The organism is Exiguobacterium sp. s102, assembly GCF_018618635.1.
Lineage (GTDB): Bacteria > Bacillota > Bacilli > Exiguobacteriales > Exiguobacteriaceae > Exiguobacterium_A > Exiguobacterium_A oxidotolerans.
The window spans coordinates 90,114-106,376 of sequence record NZ_JACSML010000006.1 but is presented as its reverse complement, the minus strand read 5'-3'; the positions used below and the strand labels follow the sequence as shown (position 1 = coordinate 106,376).

Sequence of the window (16,263 nt, the reverse complement as noted above, 5' to 3'; positions counted from 1 at the left end):
GACCTCCTTACGCGACGACTTCGCGTTCATTTGCGAATTGCGCGTATTCCTTCTCTTCCATAATGGTCTTCAGTGTCGCAACGACGTCGTAGACATCGCTAAACGTATTGTACAATGCGACCGGTGCGAGGCGAACGATGTTCGGTGCACGGAAGTCGGGAATGATGTGATGGGCTTTTAACGCTTTACAGATCCGCGCCGCTTCCGGATGTTCGAGGCTCAAGTGTGCACCACGCTGCTTATGATCGCGAGGACTTCCGATAAAGAAGCCGTAAGGCGCAAGTTCTTCATCGACCAGGCGCATCATATAATCCGTCAAGGCGAGCGATTTTTCCCGGACGGCACCGATTCCGACTTCTGCGAACAGTTCGAGGGCACCGATTTGCGGCGCAAGACTTAAGACATGTGGTGTTCCAATCTGGAAGGCACCCGCATCTTCTGCCGGCGTCAATGTGTGATCCATGTCGAATTGTTTGTCCTTGCGCGAACCGAACCACCCGGTTAAACCGGGGAGTGTCCCGAAGTGCCGCTCATGGACGAATAGACCACCGACGGTTCCCGGTCCACCATTTAAATGTTTATAGTTGCACCAGTACGCAAAGTCGACGCCCCAGTCGTGAAACGCATGGGGGACGGCACCGACGGAGTGACAGCCGTCAAAACCGATCAGGATTCCCCGGTCATGGGCGGCCTTCGTCAAGCGCTCCATGTCGAGGACTTGCCCGCTCCGGTATAAAACGGTCGGGAGGACGATCAAGGCGATGTCATCTGTCATTGCAGCAATTAAATCCTCTTCGTCAAGGAAACGTCCGTCACGACTCTCGACTTGGACAAGGTGCTCGGCTGGGTCGAGTCCACGTAAGCGAAGCTGGCTTTGCAGGGCATAAATGTCTGACGGGAACGTCAGACTGTCTGCTAAAATTTTTGTCCGTTGTCCGCTCGGCGCAAAGAACGTCGAGACGAGTTGATGCAGGTTGACGGTCGTCGAGCCTGTCACCATGACTTCGTTTGCCCGCCCGCCGACGAGTGGGGCGTTTAAGGCAGCGAGTTTTTCCGACAATTCGAACCAAGGATGGCGTCCTTGCATCCAGCCGTCAATTCCGAGTTCGCGCCAATCGGCCAGCGACTCAAGCAATGTCTGTTCGGCACGTTTGGATAAGAGACCAAGCGAGTTGCCATCCATATAAATCGACCCTTCACGGAGATAAAATTCATTACGGTACGGTGCAAGTTGGTCTTGCTGATCCATGCGGACTGCATCTTCACGGTTTGCGGTAAGTGTCATCTCGGTTCCTCCTCGAACTGAATCCTCAATCAATTTTGACAAAAGCGTAGCAAACAAATTGACACTGTGTCAATATTATCGAATAACGAATCAAAAGGAGTGGTGTGAGGATGAAGGAACCAGGACAGGCGAAAGTCGACAAACGTCATCTACGGACGGTGCGAACACGTGAAAAGCTGCTCGTTGCAGCACGTGACGTCTTTTTATCGCAAGACTTTCAAACGGCAACCATCTCACAAATCATCAAACAAGCAGGTGTCGGTTACGGAACGGCATACGTTCATTTTGAAGGGAAGGATGAATTGTTGATCGTCCTGATGGAAGACGTCATGGACCAGTTTTACAAAATTGCCGAGCAAGTGTTTGAGCCGCGTTCGCGTGCGGACGCAAAACAGCAGATTTTGGAACAGGCGACGGCCTTTCTTCGATTAGCGGATGAGGAGCGGGCGATGCTTCGGATCGTCGAGCAAGCGATTGGCGTATCGTACGTCGTCCGGACGAAGTGGAAACAAATTCGGGAACGGTTCATTGAACAAATCAGCCAAGACATTTTATATGCCCAGCAGCAAGGGCTTGCCCGGATGGATCTTGATCCGAAACTCGTCGCACGCGGGTGGTTTTTCGCAAATGAAATGTATTTGTTTGAAGTCGTCCGGTCAGAAACGACGGCGACGATTGATGAGATTGCGCGGACGCTGACGGAAGTGTATGCACATGGATTGTATCGAGAAGATTAAGTGAAGGCATGGCGGGGAATTGTCCTGTAATTAACTAAAGGGATGTGGGAACCGTGGCATTTGATTATGAGATCGATTTCGAGACGACGGACTTTCGGAAGGAACCGGAAAAATACCGCGTCGGACGGGGGGAGCAAGGTGTCCTGCTTGTCGAACCGTATAAAGGTGAAATCCTGCCGCACTGGCGGTTCAAGACACCGGAGATTGCAAAGGAGTCCTCTGAAAAAATCTATGAAATGTACTTAGCCTATAAAGCGGCGGGTGATTTCGTCGGGATGGATATGGCACGGAAGTTCATTCAGATGGGACACACGCGTGCCCGCCGTTATGCGAATTATCCGGGAGGGCGGAAATATAAGGATAAAGAAAAAGGTGAGTTGAACGAACGGGACATCGACCCGGAAAAAGCAAAATCCGCTGAAATCTTTCAAGAGAAGTGGGATTTGATCCGGGCCGATGAAGGTTACCTGAAGTTAAAAAAAGCCCATCAAAAGGCATATGGATAAAGGAAAAGAGCGACGAAGTATCGAGAAGCATCTCATTAAAAATTCAAGTAGGCTGTCAGTCTTTTTAGATATCGTACGACAAACAAAGAGTAGGACGGTCTCCGCTATATATCCGGAGTCGTCCTACTCTTTTTTAGTGGGTGAAACTTAAGACGTACGTTCGATTTTTTCAATCAACCGGGACTGGCGGCGTTGCCATACGACAGAGCCGACTAACGTCACGGCGAGGAAGACAAGTCCCAGCATGAACGGATATAAGATATTGACGTCATACAGCAGACCGGCGAGTGTTGGTCCGAGGACGTTTCCGATGCTCATATAGGCATTGTTCATCCCCATCGCAAAGCCTTGTTCGTTCCCGGCGAGTTTTGAAATCATCGTGTTCAAGACAGGTCGTAAAATCGACGTCGCGAGGAAGATGACCAGCGTGACGGCGAAGAAGCCGCCGTAACTCGAGGCGAAGAGTGAGACGAGAAACCCGAGTGTCGCAATCAATAAAAAGATATTCAATACTTTGCCTTCACCCAGACTCCGGGTGATTTTGTCGACGATAAAGATTTGAGCAATAACGCTGATGATACCCGTCGATGTCACCATGACGGCGATATCCTTTGGTGAAGCACCGAATTGGTTATCAATGAAGAGACCAAGGACGGATTCATACGCCATCAGACCAAAACTCATGACAAGTGTAATGACGAGTGGGACGAAGTACGGTTTTTGGAACGACGCACCGATTTTACTGAGCATCGATCCTTCGTCCGGTGCCATCGCTGTTGCGTCATGGACATCACTTTCTTTGAGCAACAAGATGCTGAACAAGACGGCGAGTCCCGAGACAAGAGCTGAGACGAGTAGCGGCAACTTTAAGTCATATTCGGCGAGGAACCCACCGATTCCCGGTCCGATGACGATTCCAAGCGACATCGCGGCCGAGACATAACTGTTTCCTTTCGCCCGTTGATCCATCGTCGTGATATCGGCGACGTAAGCAAAGATTGCCGGAATCAGTAAGGCAGCACCGATACCACCGATTGCACGGGACAGATAAAGAATTGCGACCGAGTTCGAGAAGTAAAAGACGAACATCGACAGTGTCAGACCAATCAGTCCATAGATGATCATCTTGCGACGGCCGTATTGATCGGCCCATTTTCCGGCAACGGGAGACATGACGAGCTGGGCGCCGGCAAAGATGGCAATCATCAGCCCGGCAGCCGTTCCACCTTGTCCGATGGAGGCGAGATAAGCAGGCAGAATCGGAATGATGATCCCGAAGCTCCCGACGGCGATGAACATGTTGATCATCAAGACCGTTAATTTTTTACGTTGATCCGCTTGCAAGGGGACCCCTTCTTTCTGCGCGCTTATGTAAGCGATTATTGTGTCATCCTTATCATCTTAGTTTCAAGAGAAAGATTGTGTCAATTTAGAGGGCTGAAAAGACCGGATTGATTTTGAAATGGATACGGAAAAAGGGATTGCCATCTGAAAATCGATGGACAATCCCTTTTTGGATGTTTTAGATGAAGTCACCTGCTTCTACACGTATCAGGTAAAGCATCAGCTTGTTTTCTTGAATAACCAATTCACATTCGGCGATAGCAACGGTCGCAAAATCCGGACGACCGGGCGACTCGACAGGACAAAGACAAGAACTGTCGCGAGCAAGAGCCCTAAGCCGATCAACAGGAACGGTGATTCTGCGATGGCCGGTGGTAAGGAATCCCGGAAGAGACGGACGATGAACGAATGGAGTAAATAAATCGCTAACGTCTGAATCCCGATTTCGTCAAACCGTTCACCGAAAGATCGTCTTGGGACAATCAGGAGGACGGAGAAAATCATGACCGTACTGACTGCATAAAGGAACAGTTGCGTCGCCGCTCCCTTAAGGAGAGAGACCTCAAATTCACCGTATGTATCCCGGTAAAAGAGCCATGCCGTATCAAAACCGTTTTTTGTCCAGATGCCCATAAAAATCGCAATCGTCAGTGAAACGACGAGACCGACGAGTCGTCCGGCAGGCCCCGTCAACCGATCGCGGAAGCCGTCATTCGCTAACCATCCGCGTTCTTTGACGAGATAGCCCATCAAGAAGAACGGATAAAAGCTAATCACCTTTTGGAGCGACAGGAAGTTTGTGATCGCACCCGGGTCTGCATTGATTAAAAGCGCAACAGCGACACTGACCAAGAGCGGGAAGCGTAAGATGAGGAATCCCGGTGTGACGATTTGCCAAATGATAATGCCGAGCAAGTACCACAATGTCCAGCTTGGGACGAGCGGATGAAGTAATCCGTCAATCAGTCCTTCGAGCGTCTTATCGTTCGCATAAGCCAGGTAGACTTCATGAATCGACTGCCAAATAAAATAGAGAACGACAAACGAAATGATTCGTTTTGGTCGGACTTGTTTGAAGAAGTATCCGCTCATGAAGATGAAGGCCGGCATGTGCAACAAGTAGATGACATTGTAAGCGATTTGGACCGAATCATTGCCGTCAAGATTGCGGAACGTCTCGATCAAGTGACCGAAGACGACCGTGAAAATCAACAAGACTTTGTAATTCCCGAGCCAGTGATCGTAAGCCGGCACGGGAATCGGCTTTGGAGCAACCGTCATTTGTTTTCTCCAAGAATGATTTGATCGACGAACCGGGCACTTGATTTCCCGTCCTGATGCTCGAAGAAGTACTCAGCGAACGCTTTGACGTTGTCCATTTCGAAGTCTTCATTTTTAATCCGTTCAATCAATTCATCCGAATTTTTGACGATTGGTCCGGGCACGAATTCTTCAAAGTCGTAATAGAAGTCACGTTTAGAGATGTAGTCGTCTAAGTCATAAGCAAAGAACAACATTGGTCGGTTCAAGAGTGAAAATTCGAAACACGTCGAAGAATAATCCGTAATCAAAATGTCTGAGACGAACAACAACTCATTGATTTCACGGTGATCCGTCAAATCGATGAAGAAATCAGCGTACAGTTCTGGAATTTCCATCCGACGACGAACGAATGGATGCATTTTTAAGACGAAGACATACTCTTCGTGGAACGCTTCGTACAAAGCATCTAAATCAAGTTGGTCGAAGTCGTAATAAGCACTTTTCGCACCATTACCGCGGAAGGTCGGCGCGAACATGATGACTTTTTTCGTTTTGAATGTTGGATAATCTTCATAAATCCGTTCTTTCGCAGCAGCGATGTAGTCCTGGTCGAAGAACATATCCGTCCGCGGAATGCCTGTTGCGATGACTTGATCTTCGCGGAGACCGAATCCTTCAGCGTAGTGGCGCGCGACATTATGTGAACTGACGATTGCTTTCGTATAGTTCCGGTGACTGAGCGAGTTGGCGCTTGGACCACCCGGTTTACCGAGGCGGCTGTAACCGAACGTCTTGAATGCTCCGACAGCATGCCATACCTGGACGAGGTCCGTTCCTTTACGGATTTTGAGTGGATAGATCATCGGATAGAAATCATCGACGAGAATTGTTTTGGCTGTCGCCAGGTGATATGGCAATGTGAATTTATCACGCCAGTCGCGTCGGGATTGAAGATTCGGTTTGAAGAATGTCTTGACGTCGAGGTTCAAATCGCGTCGCTCGATTTCGTCGAGAATGTAGGCGAAGTTTCCGCTGACATCACTCCGTGAGTCGGAAGCGAACAAGACTTTGTCTTCCGCAATCGGCTGCGTCCATTTCGTGACGTTGTAGATGGCTTTAAACGTAAACCGACGGAATTTAAAGGCGCGTTTGCGGAAATCCTTTTTATATTTGTTGTACCGGTCAATCATCCGGATGAAACGTTTTGACTCCCCGCGTTTTAGGGAATGGAAGCTTAAGGTGTTGCTATACTCAGAATGTTGGACGACCAGTTCATATTCGAGTTTCAATAACAGATTGCTATGTTTCGTATCGACACGGTAAATGACCGGAATCAGTGCACGTGTGTCGCCGAATGGGGCTTCGTGTAAAATCGAGTTGCCCTGGACGATTGCGAAGAAGGCATCAAAATAGCCCATTGGTAAAGGACGTCCCGTCGGTGTGATGTGATTGAGGTTCAATGAGCCGGTAAAGGTCTCTTCTGTCCAGTCCCCTTCAAATGGGAAGCGGAGGATGAACGTCCGTTTATTCCGTTTATTGCGGAAGACGATGGCACGTTCAAGCGGAATGGGTGCTTCTGGTGCTTCCGATTGAATGTAGTCATCTTCTCGTTCTGTTTCCTGTCCTTCTTGTGCTGTCGGGTTTTCGAAAAGTAATTGTTCTGCTTGCAAGAATTCAGTTAATCCAAACAAGCGTGCCTCAAAGCGGAATGTCGTACCGGCAAGCTCTAAATAGTCGACTTTCGCTTGTAAAGTCGGCATCAGTGTTTCTTCTGTCAAAACAATCTCTCCTCACGTAAATGATTACAATGTATTTACACAAAAGTAATAGGTTTTTAAAATCACCAGGAACATAGTATAGTTGTATTAGAAATCACCAATCATTATATCGTGACAAAGCAAAAAAAATAGTGCTTTGTATATTTTTTTTGTTTTTTTCGTCAAGTGTGATCCGATTATCCGACTCTATTCGAAGATATACCCACATCGCTGGTAGGTGGAAACCAAAAAAGATTTTTGATAAGGGAGGGAAGCAGGTTGTTTCATGACAGCGCCGTCACGCGACGGATGAGACATCTGCGATACAAGATGATTTATGCAGCAATTTTAGCTGGGGGAAAAGGAACACGCATGGGGAACGTCGATCGTCCAAAACAATTTCTTTCAATTGGGGAACGTCCGATTCTCGTCCATACGGTCGAAAAATTCTTACTGAACGATGATTTTGACCGTGTCATCATCGTCACACCAACAGCGTGGATTAACTATACACGCGATATCTTAGAAAAATACATCGGACAAGATGAGCGCATCGTCATCACGGCTGGTGGAAATGACCGGAACGAATCCATCATGGCGGCGATCAACTGGATCGACGAAAAGAATGGCATCACAGATGAAGATATTATCGTAACGCACGATGCGGTCCGTCCATTCCTGACACACCGGATCATTAAAGAAAATATCTCGACAGCACTTGAGTATGGTGCATGTGATACTGTCATTTCAGCCATCGATACAATCGTTGCATCGACAGACGGAAAAACAATCACAGACATTCCGGTCCGTGACCAGATGTATCAAGGGCAAACACCACAAAGCTTCCAAATCACGAAGCTGAAATCACATTATGAAGCCTTGTCTGCTGAAGAGCGTGCCATCTTAACGGATGCGTGTAAGATTCTATTGCTCAAAGGTGAAGATGTCGCACTCGTCACAGGAGAACTCTTCAACATCAAAGTCACGACACCTTATGATTTACGTATTGCTAACGCAATCCTGAAGGAGCGGATTAACCAATGATTAACCAAGTCTATCAACTCGTTGCACCTCGTCAAATCGAGGTGACGTATGATGAGCGGTCGTTAAAATCTGATCGCGTCGTCGTCCGGCCGACTTACTTGTCAATCTGTCACGCGGATCAACGTTACTTCACAGGAAGCCGTAGTGCAGAAGTACTCGCGAAAAAATTACCGATGGCGATGATTCACGAAGGAATCGGAAAAGTCGTTCATGACCCGTCGGGAACATTCGCAAAAGGGACGCTCGTTGCGATGGTACCGAATACGCCGTCTGAGACGGATGACATCATCGGCGAAAACTACTTGCGGACAAGTCGTTTCCGTTCAAGCGGTTATGATGGCTACATGCAAGATTATGTTTTCATTCAAGCCGATCGTCTCGTCGAAGTACCGGCAGATCTTAACCCGGAAGTCGCAGCCTTTACAGAACTCGTCAGTGTCGCTGTACACGCCGTGACACGTTTCGACCAAATCGCACATGCGCGTCGGGAAACGTTCGGAATTTGGGGTGACGGAAACCTTGGTTTCATCACAGCACTGTTGTTACGTAAACTGTATCCGGAAGCGAAATTACTCGTCTTCGGAAAAACACAATCGAAGCTCGATTACTTCTCGTTCGCGGATGAGACGTATCATATCGACCAAATTCCAGAAGGTGTTGCCTTCAATCACGGGTTTGAGTGTGTAGGCGGCATCGGCAGTCAATATGCAATCAATCAAATGATTGACTATATCATTCCAGAAGGGACGATGGCATTGCTCGGTGTATCTGAGGAGCCTGTTTCTGTCAATACACGGATGATTCTCGAAAAAGGATTACGTGTCTATGGGTCGAGTCGCAGTACACCAACGGACTTCGCTCGGACGATGGAACTGTATCAAACGTACCCGGATATTCCAGAATACTTGTCGAACTTAGTCGCAGGTGTATTCCAAATTCGTCAAATCGAGGACATCCATCAAGCGTTCGAAAGCGATTTAACGAACCGTTTCGGAAAAACCGTCATGGAATGGTGCATGTAAAAATTAGTAGGTGCAACAGAAGGGATCACTCATGAAACAAAAAATACGTTTAATTCAGCGGCGGACGGTTCATTATTTACTGGTCATGACGTATTGGCTTGCGAGACGCTTGCCGATTGACAAGCAAAAAGTCGTGTTTGCGACATATCGTTCAGACAAGCTCGTTGATAACTTCCGTGCCGTTTATGACGAACTTGAGAGCCGCGATCTTGGATTCAGCTATGTGTTCCTGTTAAAGCGGTTCCCACAAGGTCTTTTCGGTCAGATTAAATACGTCTTCCACATGATGCGGGCGACGTATGAACTCGCGACTGCCCGCTATTTCATCATCGATGACTACTATTATCCGGTCTATGTCTCGTCACTGCGTCAAGGGACTGAGGTCATTCAACTGTGGCATGCATGTGGCGCCTTTAAAAAGTTCGGTTACAGTGTGCTCGATAAATCCTATTCACCGGACGATGATTACTTGAAGATGGTTCAAATTCACCGAAACTACTCGAAAGTCTATGTCTCGGGAACAGCCTGTATCGAACCGTATGCTGAAGCATTCGGGATGGACGCGGCCCGTGTTCATCCACTCGGTGTCCCACGAACGGATCAACTCTTGAATCCGGCGCGCCAAGCACATGTCGAACAAAAACTGTATGCTGACCATCCGGAGTGGCGTTCGAAGAAAATCATTCTTCTTGCTCCGACTTTCCGGGGCAACGGTCAGACGACGGCACATTATGATGAGGAACTCGATTTCGAACAGTTCCGCCAAGAGCTCGGGAGCGAGTATATTTTATTGTTACGGATGCATCCGTTCGTGCTTAATCGTCCTGTCGTCCCGGCTGAATTTTCGGACCAAATCATCGATATGACGGATTATCCGGATATCAATGATTTGATGCAGATTTCAGACATTTTGGTCACGGATTATTCGTCCGTCATCTTTGAGTTCGCTTTACTCAAAAAACCAATCATCTTCCTCGTGAATGATTTGACATCCTATAAGGAAGAACGTGATTTTTACTTCCCGTATGAATCGTTTGTCCCGGGGCCGATTGTTTCCTCGTTCAACGAAGTCATCGCTTGGGTGAAACAAGGGCAGTTCGAATCAGAGAAGATTGAGGAATTCGCCCGTCAATTCTTCACGTATCAAGATGGGCAAGCGACAAAACGCATCGTGGATCATCTGTTAGATCATGTGCAGTCGCCTGCAGTGTCACCTGAAAAAACGACAATCGTGTAAATACGATCATCTTGAAGGACATCACACAGTATATAGAGAAACCCGGACGATTCTGCTTTTAAAAAAAAGTGAGAATCATCCGGGTTTTTTTAATCGGTTTTCTGACAGGAATGAGGGAAGCGTGCAGAAGAAAAAGCGATTATTTGATCAACTTCGTTTGGGGAGGAAGTTGCAAAATAATCGCTTATGACTCTATAAATGGGGCTTGATTGGTGCGAGCAGGGGTAGCTCGCAGGATGCGCACTCCTTAAAAGTGCGTTAACTTTTCGCGGGCAGGTGTCCGTTTTTTTAGTGGTGGAATCATCGCAGGCCAACCGAGTTGGATGACACCGGCGACACGTTCTTCATCATGGGCACCGACGAGTGTCGCATATTCGTCTGTAAACCAATGTTTCCCGCTTTTCCAGCAGCTTCCTAAACCAAGTTCCGATGCAAGCAGTTGGATGTTTTGAATCATCGCAGCAGTCGCAAGTAAATCTTCTGTCTGTTGATCGTCTGTTCCTTGAACGTGATAAAGGACCGTCAAGAACACCGGGACTTCACTTATTTTTTCTTTAAATGATAGGCGTTGCTCATCCGTTTTTTGATCGAATTGACCACGTGCTTCAAGGAGCTCCATCAATTGTTCGACATACCGGACTTGTCCTTCACCAATCGCGAGAACAAAACGCCATGGTTCGCGTAACTTATGATTCGGTGCATAAATTGCTGCTTCTAAGATTTCTTCAATCATTTCGGATGGAACAGGTTGATCGGTGTAGGAACGAACCGAACGTCGTTCTAAAATGAGTTGTCGTGCATTCATCACTATCATCTCCTGACCTAAGTACTCTTAAAATATAAATGATAACGATTATCATTGTCAATGGTAATCCGAAAAATAAAACGAACGGTGACTAGAATTCAATGGAAGTCATCGTTCGTTTCATGTGGTTATTGTTTTTTGCTTGCTGTCGTAGCGAGTTTCTTTTTGACTTGGCGTAATCGCAGTAATGCCATTAAATAATGTGCAAAATAAATTGTGAAACCAAAGAAAATCGGGATCGCAAGTCCGAGTTCGACACCCGGAACAGCCGTCAAGTTAATGTAAAGCAAGACCGTCATGGACAACGTATAAAAAGTTGCTTCAAGCAACTGCGGCATGATGCGTTTACGCTTCAAGAAAAACGAGCGGATAAGCGGTAAGATGACGAGGCTGACGAGCCGATCAATTAGACCAATCACGAGCACGCTGATGACGATTGCGAGACCACCTTCGAACTGTAAGAGGTTCGGAAAGACATAGTACGAGACAAGCACTAACGGACCGACGAGTAAGAAAATCGAGACCGAAGCACGGAAAAAGACGAAGAGACTGTTGATACTCGTTAAAAACGCACGCGAGATTTTTTGCGACCAGGAAAGAGATGGTCGTCCGACCTGCCACGCGAAGCAACAGGCGAAAATGAACGCGTAAAATTGAAGGAAGGCAACCATAAAGCATCTCCTTTTGATATGAACTCAATGAACCTAGTGTATCGATATTAGAGAAGAAGTGCAAAGGTGAACGATTAAAAAGCCAGCTGACGATGTGCCGTCAACTGGCTGGATAAGACACGTTAATCTAAATTCGGTTCTTTTTTTCCATGAAGGAAGAATGACAATACGAGTGCAAGAGCAGACAAGACAGTCGCCACCCAAAAGGCATCTGTAATTCCACTGATCGTCGCTTGTTTCGTCAATTGCGCCAACCAGCTAACGGATGCGGCTTGTGGACTACCAAGCTGTTGTCCGAGCTCACCAAGGTGTTGCGAGAGTGTTGGGTCAAGTGTCGTAAACTGGTTGGCATCGTCCGCGAGATGAGCTGTCGTCTGACGGGTCATGACCGTGACGAGGATGGCCGTCCCGATTGATCCAGCGACTTGGCGTAATGTATTTTGTGTCGCGTTTCCGTGAGGAATCATCTTCATCGGCAGAGCGTTCATGCCAGCTGTCATAATCGGCATCATGATGAACGCCATCCCGAAGGACCGGAGCATATAGATGCCCATGATGGAATAGTAAGACGTGTTCAAATCAAGTTGCGTCAATTCCCATGTTCCGTACGTCATCAACGTCAGACCGAAGATGGCAAGCGGTCGAATGCCGAACCGGTCGAACAGTCGACCGGCGAAAGGACCGGTGATTCCCATGATCAATGAACCAGGCAGTAATAAGAGACCTGAGTCGACGGGTGAAAAACCACGGATGCTCTGCAAGTAAATCGGCAGCAGCAACATCCCGCCGAACAAGGCCATCGTGACGATGACGTTAATGAAGAGGGTGAATGAAAATTCCGGTACTTTTAGGACACGGATGTTAAGCATCGGGTCGTCCATCGCAAGCTCACGCAAAGCGAAGGCGGCAATACCAAGTAGCCCGATGACAATCGTACTGATGACGACAGGGCTGTCCCAACCGTCGTTTCCGGCTTCACTGAATCCGTATAAGAGACTACCAAACCCGATCGTACTAAAGACAACACCGAGAGCATCGAACTTTGGTTTTGATAACGGTTGGACGAGTTTGAACCAGGCAAATCCAAGTAAAAGTGTTAAGAGACCAAAGAAGGCCATTGCATAGAACATGACGTGCCAATCGTAGTTTTGAATGACATATCCTGTGATCGTTGGTCCGATCGCCGGTGCAAGAATCATCGCAATCCCGAGCATGCCCATCGCAGCTCCCCGTTTATGGGGTGGAAACAATGTCATGAAGACGTTCGTACCGAGCGGCATCAAGACACCGGCTCCGGCTGCTTGGACCACACGTCCGATCATCATGACCGGGAAGTTCATCGCCATCGAACAAATGATCGATCCGAAGAAGAACAACGTCATCGAGACAAGAAACAAGCGGCGAAACGTATAGCTTCGCATGAGGAACGCACTGATTGGAATCAAGATTCCGTTGACAAGCATGAACCCGGTCGTCAACCACTGTGCTGTCGACGTCGTGACGTTGAAGTCGTTGATCAAGACAGGAAGAGCGACGTTGATTAATGTCTGATTCAAAATCGCGATGAACATTCCAATTAACAGGACAGTGATGACTTTCGGGATACTGATGTTTTCCGTTGAAATCGTCGCTTGCGCTTGCGGAGCAGGGGCGGCTGGAATCGCGCCAACCGCTTCTGCTTCAATCAATGTTTCATCAAGCGCCGGACCTCCTGCGCCAGCTACCCGCGGTTGCCGTGCCCGGCGTGCAATCAAATTGACTGCAAGGAACGTGACAAGCATGAACACAATGTATCCAAAGAGGAAGGTCGTAGACATAAGCGTCCCTCCTTAATCCTTATGAATGCGGACGGTCACATTCATACCAGGGCGAATGTCGAGTGATTTTTCTTGTGAGAGCGATACCTTCACGGGAATCACTTGCGCGACTTTTGTATAGTTTGCGTTTCCGTTCGATGACGGCATTATCGAGAACGTGCCTGCTGTTGTCATCCCGATTTGTTCGACTTCACCCGAAAGTGTTGTATCAGGATAGCTATCGACATAGACATCGACGGCTTGACCGACTTTGACTTCATCGATTTCTGTTTCTTCGACGTTTGCTGTGACCCATAATTCATTTAAGTTAAATCCGTAAGCGAGCGGCGTACCGGCACCAACAAAGCCGTTCTCTGTCGCCATCGACTGAACGACGGTTGCTTTTGCTGGCATTTCGATTGACGCATCAACCGGTTTTTGACCAGTTTGTGCTATCATGACGTGACCAAGTGTCGCCCCGTTATCGAGTGTCTGTCCTGTTTTTGCCGTCCAGTCAGTGAGTTTTCCAGCGCCAGGACTAGCAATCGTAATCATCTTACCGTCGATTTTGGCATTTTCTGTTTTGACGTAACTTGTTGCTTGATCGTAGTAATAATAACCGATCGCACCACCACCAATTAAAACGACGAGCGTTAAAATATTGATGATTAATAATTTCTTCATGTTCATGAGTAAGTTGCATCCTTTCTGTTACTAGCTGATCGCCCCAGTGCGGTCTCATAAAAAAGACTCCTCTGGGGAGGAGTAGTTAATACAGTTAATTATATGGGTGCATAACAAACAAACAACCAACAATTTCCGACGAAATGTTGGAAAAGTCTTTGTTAACGGATACAATACGTAAAAAGGAGCTGAATTTTAAATGAATCAGTCGTGCGATCCACGTCCTAAACGTTCACGTGAACGTATTACGACAGAGCTATTTCATTTACTTGAACACCATTCCTTTTCGACGATCACCGTCAAAATGTTGACGGATGGTGCTGAGGTCAATCGTTCGACCTTCTATGCGCACTATAAAGATAAATACGATTTGCTGGATCAAATCGTTGAGGAGCACATGACGTTGCTCGCAGAAGCGATTCGGATTACAGGAAAACAATCGGCCGAGCCTCCGACAGTCGAACGCGTCAGTCGTTACTTTGCACGTTTGTTCATCCACATTGAGCAAAACGAGCGCTTTTACCGGACGATGCTGCTCCAAGGAACAGTCAAGACGTTCATCTCCCGTTTCTTGGATACGTTAAAAGAAAACTACCGTCTTGCTTTCCGGGAGACGACAAGTGTCTCTGTTCCGGTGGATCGGGATTTATTACTGAACTACGTCATTGGTGGTCAACTCGGGCTCTTGATGTCGTGGTTACGAAATGATCGTCCGTATTCCTCCGAGTATATGGCAAATCAGCTCAGTCAGATGATCGTCTTCGGAACAGTTGAAAGTATTGGTTTTCCTCAGACAGGCCTTGGGACTGTCTAAAAAATGAACTAAAAAGTGCCATTCCGATGTGAGGGAATGGCACTTTTGGTGCTAGTCGGATATAACGTTAGATTACGCTTGACGGAATTCCAGCTGTTTCGTATAAATCGTACTTTGGTTACGTCCGTGCTCTTTTGAAGCATAGAGTGCTTTATCCGCTTGTTGCAATGCTTCGAGTGATGTATGGGATCCACCCGAATGGGCAATTCCTAACGAAATCGTAATCTTCAAATCAGGTACATGTGCAGTCGGGAACAGGTTACGGGCGACTGTCGTCCGCGCTAATTCAGAGATTTTTTTCGCATCCTTCAATGATGTGTTCGGTAAAATGATCAAAAATTCTTCTCCGCCGTACCGACCGACTAAATCATCCGGACGTACAATAGAGGCAAGTGTCGTTCCGAGTTGCCGCAACACATCGTCGCCCGCATCATGACCATATGTATCGTTAACGTGTTTGAAGAAATCGATATCGATCAGGATAAGTGAATATCCATCGTCATCCGATCCGACGAGTGATAGGGAGTCGTCCAGACGTCGGCGATTAGCGAGACCCGTCAAGGCGTCGGTCATCGCAAGTTTTTGCTGGTACTGGATATTTTCAAAATGTCGTCGCAGTTCGGCTAATAAGCGATAGGTGACGAGGCCGGCTAATAAATTAAAGAAAATGTACGTAACCGATACTTTGAAAAACGTTTCCCAACTGTTTGTCAGTGCATAGATAGCTGGTAACGAATAGAGAATACCGATTCCGATCATTAATTCAAAAGTCAGCAATGTATTACGTAAAAATCTGCGTGCTATGCCAATTGTCAAAATGAATAAAATCATGATGACGGAAGCGAGAATCGCTCCTTCGATTTGATCAGCAGGTGTAATTAAAAAACGCGTTCCGATAATCATGACTCCCGTGATGAAGGCACTAGGCAATCCGCCAAATAATGTGGCAATCGCGACAGGAATGATACGTAAGTCAATCCGGGCAATATCAATTTGAATGCTGTTGAACATGAGGAGTACAGCAATTGCACCAGCTACACAACCTAAAATAAGGCGTGATTCAAGCTTTGATTTTGGTGTAATTCTTGGTTGATTTCGAAAAGGTAAAAATAAAAGCGTGATCGTCGTGAATAAGAGACAAAAATTTATGATGAAGTTATTCATAATAGACAACAAATCCTCCCAACTCCCCCTGCAGTATACTTCCAATTATATACTTTGAGTATACTCGTTCTACTAACGGTATAGGAGGTCTGAATGTTTAGAATAAAAAAAGAAAAACAGAATAAAACCTCTGT

15 protein-coding genes are annotated in these 16,263 nt (G+C 47.0%); 6 read left to right on the top strand and 9 right to left on the bottom strand.

Features of this window, described 5'->3' with window-relative positions:
* Nucleotides 1-7: 7 nt before the first annotated feature.
* Nucleotides 8-1,285, bottom strand: coding sequence for a kynureninase (gene kynU, locus KNQ02_RS13380; RefSeq protein WP_214767651.1), 1,278 nt, complete (start codon nt 1,283-1,285; stop codon nt 8-10).
* A gap of 110 nt (nt 1,286-1,395) precedes the next feature.
* Between kynU and KNQ02_RS13375 the strand changes: the two genes are divergently transcribed.
* Both KNQ02_RS13375 and KNQ02_RS13370 read left to right on the top strand, forming a co-directional pair.
* Nucleotides 1,396-2,022, top strand: coding sequence for a TetR/AcrR family transcriptional regulator (locus tag KNQ02_RS13375; protein ID WP_214808845.1), 627 nt, complete (start codon nt 1,396-1,398; stop codon nt 2,020-2,022).
* Nucleotides 2,023-2,075: 53 nt separating this feature from the next.
* Nucleotides 2,076-2,528 carry a DUF4385 domain-containing protein gene (locus KNQ02_RS13370; RefSeq protein ID WP_214808842.1) on the top strand — a complete coding sequence of 151 codons (453 nt, stop codon included), beginning with the start codon at nt 2,076-2,078 and terminating at the stop codon, nt 2,526-2,528.
* 147 nt (nt 2,529-2,675) lie between these two features.
* Here KNQ02_RS13370 and KNQ02_RS13365 read toward each other — a convergent pair whose 3' ends face one another.
* The 3 genes from KNQ02_RS13365 to KNQ02_RS13355 all read right to left on the bottom strand — a co-directional run bounded on the left by KNQ02_RS13365 (nt 2,676) and on the right by KNQ02_RS13355 (nt 6,913).
* Nucleotides 2,676-3,872 carry an MFS transporter gene (locus KNQ02_RS13365; RefSeq protein ID WP_029332333.1) on the bottom strand — a complete coding sequence of 399 codons (1,197 nt, stop codon included), beginning with the start codon at nt 3,870-3,872 and terminating at the stop codon, nt 2,676-2,678.
* Nucleotides 3,873-4,091: 219 nt separating this feature from the next.
* Nucleotides 4,092-5,153, bottom strand: a complete 1,062-nt coding sequence (locus KNQ02_RS13360; RefSeq protein WP_088836055.1) for an acyltransferase family protein — start codon at nt 5,151-5,153, stop codon at nt 4,092-4,094.
* Nucleotides 5,150-6,913: a CDP-glycerol glycerophosphotransferase family protein gene (locus KNQ02_RS13355; RefSeq protein WP_239456790.1), complete on the bottom strand. Its 1,764-nt coding sequence runs from the start codon at nt 6,911-6,913 to the stop codon at nt 5,150-5,152. The genes KNQ02_RS13360 and KNQ02_RS13355 overlap by 4 nt, the downstream gene beginning before the upstream one ends.
* 309 nt (nt 6,914-7,222) lie before the next feature.
* Between KNQ02_RS13355 and KNQ02_RS13350 the strand changes: the two genes are divergently transcribed.
* The 3 genes from KNQ02_RS13350 to KNQ02_RS13340 are packed head-to-tail and all read left to right on the top strand — an operon-like array spanning nt 7,223 to nt 10,195.
* Entirely contained in the window at nt 7,223-7,936 is a 714-nt protein-coding gene (locus tag KNQ02_RS13350; protein ID WP_029332336.1) for an IspD/TarI family cytidylyltransferase, read from the top strand.
* On the top strand, nt 7,933-8,958 hold the full coding sequence (locus tag KNQ02_RS13345; protein WP_029332337.1) for a ribitol-5-phosphate dehydrogenase: 1,026 nt from the start codon (nt 7,933-7,935) through the stop codon (nt 8,956-8,958). Before KNQ02_RS13350 ends, KNQ02_RS13345 begins: the two co-directional genes overlap by 4 nt.
* Before the next feature lie 31 nt (nt 8,959-8,989).
* Nucleotides 8,990-10,195 (top strand): CDP-glycerol glycerophosphotransferase family protein, encoded by a 1,206-nt coding sequence (locus KNQ02_RS13340; protein ID WP_214805681.1) that lies wholly within the window; start codon nt 8,990-8,992, stop codon nt 10,193-10,195.
* 247 nt (nt 10,196-10,442) lie between these two features.
* Here the strand turns inward: KNQ02_RS13340 and KNQ02_RS13335 are convergent, their stop codons facing one another.
* The 4 genes from KNQ02_RS13335 to KNQ02_RS13320 all read right to left on the bottom strand — a co-directional run bounded on the left by KNQ02_RS13335 (nt 10,443) and on the right by KNQ02_RS13320 (nt 14,157).
* On the bottom strand, nt 10,443-11,000 hold the full coding sequence (locus KNQ02_RS13335; RefSeq protein ID WP_088836057.1) for a nitroreductase family protein: 558 nt from the start codon (nt 10,998-11,000) through the stop codon (nt 10,443-10,445).
* Nucleotides 11,001-11,128: 128 nt separating this feature from the next.
* A complete protein-coding gene (locus KNQ02_RS13330; RefSeq protein WP_159174009.1) occupies nt 11,129-11,671 on the bottom strand; it encodes a hypothetical protein in 543 nt (180 codons plus the stop codon).
* Nucleotides 11,672-11,793: 122 nt separating this feature from the next.
* Nucleotides 11,794-13,488 carry a DHA2 family efflux MFS transporter permease subunit gene (locus KNQ02_RS13325; protein WP_214808839.1) on the bottom strand — a complete coding sequence of 565 codons (1,695 nt, stop codon included), beginning with the start codon at nt 13,486-13,488 and terminating at the stop codon, nt 11,794-11,796.
* Between the two features lie 12 nt (nt 13,489-13,500).
* Nucleotides 13,501-14,157 (bottom strand): HlyD family secretion protein, encoded by a 657-nt coding sequence (locus KNQ02_RS13320; protein WP_088836060.1) that lies wholly within the window; start codon nt 14,155-14,157, stop codon nt 13,501-13,503.
* A gap of 193 nt (nt 14,158-14,350) precedes the next feature.
* Here KNQ02_RS13320 and KNQ02_RS13315 point away from each other — a divergent pair, with 193 nt between their 5' ends.
* On the top strand, nt 14,351-14,965 hold the full coding sequence (locus KNQ02_RS13315; protein ID WP_088836061.1) for a TetR/AcrR family transcriptional regulator: 615 nt from the start codon (nt 14,351-14,353) through the stop codon (nt 14,963-14,965).
* A 72-nt stretch (nt 14,966-15,037) separates the two neighbouring features.
* Here KNQ02_RS13315 and KNQ02_RS13310 read toward each other — a convergent pair whose 3' ends face one another.
* On the bottom strand, nt 15,038-16,129 hold the full coding sequence (locus KNQ02_RS13310; protein WP_251132085.1) for a GGDEF domain-containing protein: 1,092 nt from the start codon (nt 16,127-16,129) through the stop codon (nt 15,038-15,040).
* Nucleotides 16,130-16,263 lie beyond the last annotated feature (134 nt).

Bases quoted from the DNA above. Each gene is read 5' to 3' on its own strand.
- KNQ02_RS13330 (WP_159174009.1), bottom strand. From the start codon at position 11,671: ATGGTTGCCTTCCTTCAATTTTACGCGTTCATTTTCGCCTGTTGCTTC.
- kynU (WP_214767651.1), bottom strand. From the start codon at position 1,285: ATGACACTTACCGCAAACCGTGAAGATGCAGTCCGCATGGATCAGCAA.
- KNQ02_RS13360 (WP_088836055.1), bottom strand. From the start codon at position 5,153: ATGACGGTTGCTCCAAAGCCGATTCCCGTGCCGGCTTACGATCACTGG.
- KNQ02_RS13315 (WP_088836061.1), top strand. From the start codon at position 14,351: ATGAATCAGTCGTGCGATCCACGTCCTAAACGTTCACGTGAACGTATT.
- KNQ02_RS13375 (WP_214808845.1), top strand. From the start codon at position 1,396: ATGAAGGAACCAGGACAGGCGAAAGTCGACAAACGTCATCTACGGACG.
- KNQ02_RS13340 (WP_214805681.1), top strand. From the start codon at position 8,990: ATGAAACAAAAAATACGTTTAATTCAGCGGCGGACGGTTCATTATTTA.
- KNQ02_RS13310 (WP_251132085.1), bottom strand. From the start codon at position 16,129: ATGAATAACTTCATCATAAATTTTTGTCTCTTATTCACGACGATCACG.
- KNQ02_RS13325 (WP_214808839.1), bottom strand. From the start codon at position 13,488: ATGTCTACGACCTTCCTCTTTGGATACATTGTGTTCATGCTTGTCACG.
- KNQ02_RS13350 (WP_029332336.1), top strand. From the start codon at position 7,223: ATGATTTATGCAGCAATTTTAGCTGGGGGAAAAGGAACACGCATGGGG.
- KNQ02_RS13345 (WP_029332337.1), top strand. From the start codon at position 7,933: ATGATTAACCAAGTCTATCAACTCGTTGCACCTCGTCAAATCGAGGTG.
- KNQ02_RS13335 (WP_088836057.1), bottom strand. From the start codon at position 11,000: ATGAATGCACGACAACTCATTTTAGAACGACGTTCGGTTCGTTCCTAC.
- KNQ02_RS13320 (WP_088836060.1), bottom strand. From the start codon at position 14,157: ATGAACATGAAGAAATTATTAATCATCAATATTTTAACGCTCGTCGTT.